Below are 6,867 nucleotides of genomic sequence, written 5' to 3'. Positions count from 1 at the left end.
AGGTGTCCCTCCTTTACTAAGTTGGTAAAAGAATAAGGTTGCGCAACAAATGTACAACCCAATAAATATAAAATGTATATTTATACGAAACGTATTTTAAAACCTAAAAACGTCGTTTGTATATGAGATAGGGTTTTCGACAAAAAAAGCAAATGTGGACAACTATTTACCCACATGTGATTAAAACTGTCCACATGTTATACACAAATTGTGGATAAAATAAAGATGTGGAAAACTTATTCAAAGTGAAAACACAACTATAATATCAAAAAAAAGTGGCTATAGCAATGAATTTAAGAAAGTTATCCACAAAATCAATACCTTGTGGAATAAACTTGTCCACAACACGATATACTGTGTAAAAGTGTGAAAAAAGTTTGTGGATATAAAAAACATGAAAAAACATTTATCCACAAGGAAATATAGGTGCTGTGAAAAAGTATGTGAATAGGTTCAAAATGAATATTTGATGAAAATTTCTAGAACCATTGACATTTTCCTAGTTGATTAACTATAATTTATAGGACTGTCTTTAACAGATATTCCTCAGGGAGGTGTCATATAATGAAAAGAACTTACCAACCAAATAAACGTAAGCGCAGCAAAGTACATGGTTTCCGCAGCCGTATGAGCACAGCGAACGGACGTAAAGTGCTAGCAGCTCGTCGTCGTAAAGGAAGAAAAGTATTATCTGCGTAGACCACTGATCGTTCAGTGGTCTTTTTTTCTAATAATAGTGAATTTCCGCTGATGAAATACAGGAGTGTCAATTGATATGAAGAAAAAACATCGTATAAAGAAGAATGATGAATTCCAGGCGGTTTTTCAAAAAGGAAAATCAAATGCGAATCGTCAGTTTGTTGTATACCAATTAGATAAAGAAGAACAGCCAAACTTTCGCATCGGCCTTTCTGTTAGCAAGAAAATAGGAAATGCAGTAGTTCGTAATCGAATTAAGCGCATGATTCGTCAGGCTATTACAGAGTTAAAAGATGAGATAGATTCTGGAAAAGATTTTGTTATAATAGCAAGGAAGCCTTGTGCAGAGATGACATATGAAGAAGTAAAGAAAAGCTTAATTCATGTCTTTAAACGCTCTGGTATGAAAAGAATAAAAAAGTAGCGTAAGGAAATGAATTACACTATATACATACCGATACAAGGAGGAGTAGGCTTTGAAAAAGAAATTAGGTTTACTAGCCATGCTTATTGCATTAATGGCGATTACTGCTGGCTGTAGTGAAGTAAATCAGCCAATTACACCAAAAAGCACTGGAATTTGGAATGAATACTTCGTATATCCGCTTTCTCAGTTAATCACGTATTTTGCAAACTTATTTAACAGTAATTATGGTTTAGCAATTGTTGTTACGACTCTTATCATTCGTTTTGCGTTATTACCATTAATGATTAAACAAACGAAGAGTACGAAAGCGATGCAAGCGTTACAACCGGAAATGGTGAAGTTAAAAGAGAAATATAGCTCTAAAGATCAAGCGACACAGCAAAAACTGCAGCAAGAAATGATGCAGTTATACCAAAAGAATGGTGTAAATCCATTAGCTGGTTGTTTACCAATCTTTATTCAAATGCCAATTCTGTTCGCTTTTTATCATGCAATTATGAGAACAGCTGAAATTAAACAACATAGTTTCTTATGGTTCGATTTGGGACATGCAGACCCGTTTTATATCTTACCGGTCGTTGCAGCAATTACGACATTTATTCAGCAAAAGCTTGCAATGGCAGGAACAGCTGGTCAAAATCCACAAATGGCAATGATGCTTTGGCTTATGCCGATTATGATTTTAATCTTTGCAATTAACTTCCCAGCTGCATTATCACTTTACTGGGTTGTTGGTAATATCTTTGGTATTGCTCAAATGTACTTTATTAAAGGGCCAGAGATTAAGGCTAGTAAGGCTGGTAAAGCTGGAGGCTCAAGCAAGTGAGTGTAATTACTGCTAAAGGACAAACAGTCGAGCTGGCAGTAGAGGATGCTTTAAGGCAATTAAATACATCAAAAGATCGAGTAGATATAAATATTGTCGATGAGGGTAAAAGGGGATTCTTAGGTTTATTTGGGAATCGCCCTGCAGTAGTAGAAGTTGTATTGAAGAAAGATCCAATTCAAGAATGTGAAGAATATTTAAGAAATGTTATTCACGATATGGGTGTGGAAGTTGAGATTAGTAAAATTGTAAAAGGACGCGAAATCGAATTTACAATTTCTGGTGATGATGTAGGTGTTTTAATAGGGAAAAGAGGTAATACATTGAACTCTTTACAGTATTTAACAAAACTTGTCGCGAATCGTAACACGAAGCAGTATATCGGTATTACACTAGATGCTGAAAATTATCGTAGTAAAAGAAAAAGTACGTTAGAATCACTTTCTTATCGATTAGCCAAACAAGTATTTAATACGAAAAAAAGAGTTATTTTAGAACCGATGCCATCTTTTGAACGAAAAATTATTCATCAGGCATTATCAAATCATCAAGGTATCAATACAACTTCTGAAGGAAATGAACCACATCGGCATGTTGTAATATCTCCTAAATGACCGGTTGCTCAAATGAGTGCCGGTTTTTTTGAGCGAAAAATAGATGTGGATAACTAAAAAAACACTAAACTTATCCACTGTGAATAAGTTTAGTGTTTTTTACATGGGGATATAATAAAATGAGTTATTCTTCTTTTGTAGATAGGTTCGTTATGGTATCCTAATAATTTAGTGAAAGAAATAATCATGTTGAAATAGAGATAAATAAGCAAGTGAGGTGAAAGGACATGGAATTTGATACAATTGCTGCGATTTCCACAGCGCTTGGAGAGGGTGCAATTGCCATTGTTCGAGTAAGTGGGGATGATGCGGTTGAGAAAGTTGACCGTATTTTTAAGGGGAAGGATTTAACAGAGGTTCCTTCTCACACTATTCATTATGGTCATATTGTTGATTTAGATACAAATCAAGTTATTGAAGAAGTTATGGTGTCTATTATGCGCGCACCAAGGACTTTTACACGTGAAAATATAGTGGAAATTAACTGTCACGGTGGACTTGTTTCAGTAAATAAAGTATTGCAACTTATTCTAGCACAAGGAGTACGATTGGCAGAACCGGGCGAATTTACAAAACGTGCTTTTTTAAATGGACGTATCGATTTATCACAAGCAGAAGCGGTTATGGATTTGATTCGAGCAAAAACAGATCGTGCAATGAGTGTAGCAATTAATCAAATGGAAGGGCGATTATCTAAATTAATTGGTCTTTTGCGTCAAGAAATATTAGAAACATTAGCTCATGTTGAGGTAAATATAGATTATCCAGAATACGATGATGTAGAAGAGATGACACATAATATTTTAATTGAGAAAGCGACGCATGTTCGTTCGGAAATCGAAAAAATATTAGAAACATCAAAACAAGGGAAAATTTTACGTGAAGGTATTGCTACAGCAATTATCGGTAGACCTAATGTTGGGAAATCATCGTTATTAAATAGTCTTGTTCAGGAGAAAAAGGCAATTGTAACTGATATTGCAGGAACAACTCGTGATGTTATTGAAGAGTACGTTAACGTGCGTGGTGTACCTCTTAAACTTATAGATACAGCCGGTATTCGGGAGACGGAAGATGTTGTTGAACGAATTGGTGTGGAACGTTCAAAAGAAATGATGAGCCAAGCGGATTTAGTATTAGTTGTTGTCAACTATAGCGAGGCTTTAACAAATGAGGATGAAGATCTATTCCGTGCGGTACAAGGAAAAGACTTTATTGTTATTGTGAATAAGACGGATTTACCGCAAGCGATTGATATGGAACGTGTTACAGAGTTAGCCGCGGGAAATCGTGTTATTACAACATCCTTAATTGAGGAACAAGGAATAGATGAACTCGAAAAGGCAATAGCTGATTTATTCTTTGAAGGAACAATCGATTCTGCAGATATGACATATGTTTCTAATGCAAGACATATTGGATTATTAACACAAGCAGGAAAAACAATCGGTGATGCAGTTGAGGCGATTGAAAATGGTGTACCAATTGATATGGTACAAATTGATTTAACAAGAACGTGGGAAATACTTGGTGAAATTACTGGGGACACAGTGCATGAAAGCTTAATTGACCAGTTGTTCTCTCAATTTTGTTTAGGAAAATAATATAGTGAAGTTGTAGAAAGATAGAGATTATTAGGAGGAATAAACAATGGGATACAATGCCGGTTCATACGATGTCATAGTAATCGGTGCAGGTCATGCAGGATGTGAAGCTGGTCTTGCGGCAGCACGAATGGGCTCAAAAACATTAATGTTAACAATTAACTTGGATATGGTAGCATTCATGCCATGTAACCCTTCTGTTGGTGGACCAGCAAAAGGGATTGTTGTTCGTGAAATTGATGCATTAGGCGGAGAAATGGGACGTAATATTGATAAAACTCATATTCAAATGCGTATGCTAAATACAGGTAAGGGACCAGCCGTACGTGCACTTCGAGCACAAGCTGATAAATTCTCTTACCAACATGAATTAAAGAAAACAATTGAAGAAACACCAAACTTAACGTTGTTCCAAGGAATGGTAGAGCGTTTAATCGTTGAAGAAGGTGTATGTAAAGGGGTAGTTACACAAGCGGGTGCAGAATATACAGCAAAAACCGTTGTAATTACAACTGGAACATTTTTACGCGGCGAGATTATCATGGGCGACTTAAAATATTCAAGCGGTCCAAATAATCAGCAACCGTCTATTACATTATCTGAGCATTTAGAGGAGCTTGGTTTTGATCTTGTTAGATTTAAAACAGGGACACCTCCGCGTGTAAACAGTAATACAATTGACTACAGTAAAACAGAAATTCAACCAGGTGATGATAAGCCACGTGCGTTCTCTTTTGAAACAACGAAATTTATTATGGATCAAATTCCATGTTGGTTGACATATACAAGTACAGAAACACACCGTTTAATAGATGAAAATTTACATCGTTCAGCTATGTATTCTGGTATGATTAAAGGAACAGGTCCTAGATACTGTCCTTCTATTGAAGACAAAGTAGTAAGATTTAATGATAAACCACGTCATCAAATTTTCTTAGAGCCAGAAGGGCGTAATACACAAGAAGTATATGTACAAGGTTTATCCACAAGCTTACCAGAAGATGTACAACGTGACATGCTTAGAACAATTCCAGGCCTAGAAAATGTTGAAATGATGCGTACAGGTTATGCAATTGAATATGATGCAATTGTGCCAACACAACTATGGCCAACACTTGAAACGAAAAAGATTAAAAATTTATATACAGCAGGACAAATTAATGGAACTTCTGGTTACGAAGAGGCGGCCGGACAAGGGCTTATGGCTGGAATTAATGCAGCATGCCGTTCTTTAGGTAAAGAAGAAGTTGTTTTAGGTCGCGAGGATGCTTATATTGGTGTCTTAATTGATGATCTTGTAACGAAAGGTACAAATGAACCATATCGTTTATTAACGTCTCGTGCAGAATACCGTCTATTATTACGCCACGATAATGCTGATCTTCGTTTAACTGAAGTTGGTCGTAAAATTGGATTAATTAAAGAAGAGCGCTATGAGCGATTTACAAATAAAAAATTACAAATTGAACAGGAAAAGGAACGTTTAAGCAGCATTATTATTAAACCACGTCCTGAAGTTCAAGAATTAATTCGCAATATTGGCGGAAGTGAATTGAAAGATGGAATACGTGCAAGTGACTTATTACGTCGTCCAGAGATGACATATGAGCATATTCATCTTTTAGTACCAAGTGAAGTAGAATTAAGTGATGAAGTTAAAGAACAAGTTGAAATTCAGATTAAGTATGAAGGATATATTGAAAAATCTTTACAGCAAGTAGAGCGTATGAAGAAAATGGAGAATAAAAAAATCCCTGTAGATATTGATTATGATGCGATTTCTAGCATTGCTTCAGAAGCTAGACAGAAATTAAAAGATGTTCGTCCACTTTCAATGGGGCAGGCTTCACGTATTTCTGGCGTAAATCCAGCGGATATTTCCATTTTACTTGTGTATATAGAACAAGGAAAAATTGCACGCGTATCGAACCAATAAATAGTAAGGAGATATTGCTAGATGAACATAGAACAATTTCAATCTATGCTAGAAGAGAAGGGAATTACCCTCTCTTCTAGACAGTTAGAGCAGTTCAAAATCTACTTTGAAACATTAGTAGAGTGGAATGAAAAAATGAACTTAACGGCTATTACAGAAAAAGAAGAAGTATATTTAAAACACTTTTTTGATTCCATTACAGCTGCTTTTTATTATGATTTTTCAAAACCATTCTCAATTTGTGATGTTGGTGCAGGGGCTGGATTCCCAAGTATTCCTTTAAAAATCTGTTTCCCGCACTTAAAAGTAACAATTGTAGATTCATTGCAAAAACGTATTAATTTCTTAAATCACTTAGCACAAAAGTTAGAATTAAGTGATGTTGCATTCTGTCACGATCGTGCTGAAACATTTGGGAAAAAAGAAGGTGTACGTGAATCATACGATATTGTAATGGCACGTGCAGTTGCGCGTCTTTCTGTATTAAGTGAGCTATGTTTACCACTTGTAAAAGTTGGAGGAACATTCATTGCAATGAAAGGTGCAGCAGCAAACGAAGAAATTGAAAATGGTAAGTATGCTTTAGAGGTGCTAGGCGGAGAGTTAAAAGAGATGTCTACGTTCCAATTACCGTTTGAAGAGAGTGAACGTAATATTTTATTAATCGAGAAAAAGCGCAAGACACCAAAGAAATATCCACGCAAACCGGGAACACCCAATAAATTACCTATTGAAAAATAAATCTTATTAGACGTAAGATT

The 6,867-nt window shown here is 35.6% G+C and carries 7 protein-coding genes; all 7 read left to right on the top strand.

The window, feature by feature from the left end:
- Positions 1-564 precede the first annotated feature (564 nt).
- Positions 565-699, top strand: a complete 135-nt coding sequence (gene rpmH / locus AC0OM3_RS20315) for a 50S ribosomal protein L34 (RefSeq protein WP_000831901.1) — start codon at positions 565-567, stop codon at positions 697-699.
- 76 nt (positions 700-775) lie between these two features.
- Positions 776-1,123, top strand: coding sequence for a ribonuclease P protein component (gene rnpA, locus AC0OM3_RS20310; RefSeq protein ID WP_000726618.1), 348 nt, complete (start codon positions 776-778; stop codon positions 1,121-1,123).
- 52 nt (positions 1,124-1,175) lie between these two features.
- Entirely contained in the window at positions 1,176-1,952 is a 777-nt protein-coding gene (spoIIIJ, locus tag AC0OM3_RS20305; protein ID WP_000727734.1) for a YidC family membrane integrase SpoIIIJ, read from the top strand.
- Positions 1,949-2,566 carry an RNA-binding cell elongation regulator Jag/EloR gene (gene jag, locus AC0OM3_RS20300; RefSeq protein WP_000111513.1) on the top strand — a complete coding sequence of 206 codons (618 nt, stop codon included), beginning with the start codon at positions 1,949-1,951 and terminating at the stop codon, positions 2,564-2,566. The genes spoIIIJ and jag overlap by 4 nt, the downstream gene beginning before the upstream one ends.
- Positions 2,567-2,793: 227 nt before the next feature.
- Positions 2,794-4,170 (top strand): tRNA uridine-5-carboxymethylaminomethyl(34) synthesis GTPase MnmE, encoded by a 1,377-nt coding sequence (gene mnmE / locus AC0OM3_RS20295; RefSeq protein ID WP_000393761.1) that lies wholly within the window; start codon positions 2,794-2,796, stop codon positions 4,168-4,170.
- Between the two features lie 46 nt (positions 4,171-4,216).
- On the top strand, positions 4,217-6,106 hold the full coding sequence (mnmG, locus tag AC0OM3_RS20290) for a tRNA uridine-5-carboxymethylaminomethyl(34) synthesis enzyme MnmG (protein WP_000541055.1): 1,890 nt from the start codon (positions 4,217-4,219) through the stop codon (positions 6,104-6,106).
- A gap of 21 nt (positions 6,107-6,127) precedes the next feature.
- The gene (gene rsmG / locus AC0OM3_RS20285) at positions 6,128-6,847 is read left to right on the top strand and encodes a 16S rRNA (guanine(527)-N(7))-methyltransferase RsmG (RefSeq protein WP_001019628.1); all 720 of its coding nucleotides are present in this window, start codon (positions 6,128-6,130) and stop codon (positions 6,845-6,847) included.
- The last annotated feature ends 20 nt before the right edge of the window (positions 6,848-6,867 follow it).

Source organism: Bacillus sp. FAU20, assembly GCF_056033865.1.
Note: the sequence above shows the minus strand (reverse complement) of the source record. Positions and strands in the feature narration are given on the sequence as shown.

Coding starts and splice junctions, on each gene's coding strand:
- rnpA (WP_000726618.1), top strand. CDS start 776: ATGAAGAAAAAACATCGTATAAAGAAGAATGATGAATTCCAGGCGGTT.
- rpmH (WP_000831901.1), top strand. CDS start 565: ATGAAAAGAACTTACCAACCAAATAAACGTAAGCGCAGCAAAGTACAT.
- mnmG (WP_000541055.1), top strand. CDS start 4,217: ATGGGATACAATGCCGGTTCATACGATGTCATAGTAATCGGTGCAGGT.
- rsmG (WP_001019628.1), top strand. CDS start 6,128: ATGAACATAGAACAATTTCAATCTATGCTAGAAGAGAAGGGAATTACC.
- mnmE (WP_000393761.1), top strand. CDS start 2,794: ATGGAATTTGATACAATTGCTGCGATTTCCACAGCGCTTGGAGAGGGT.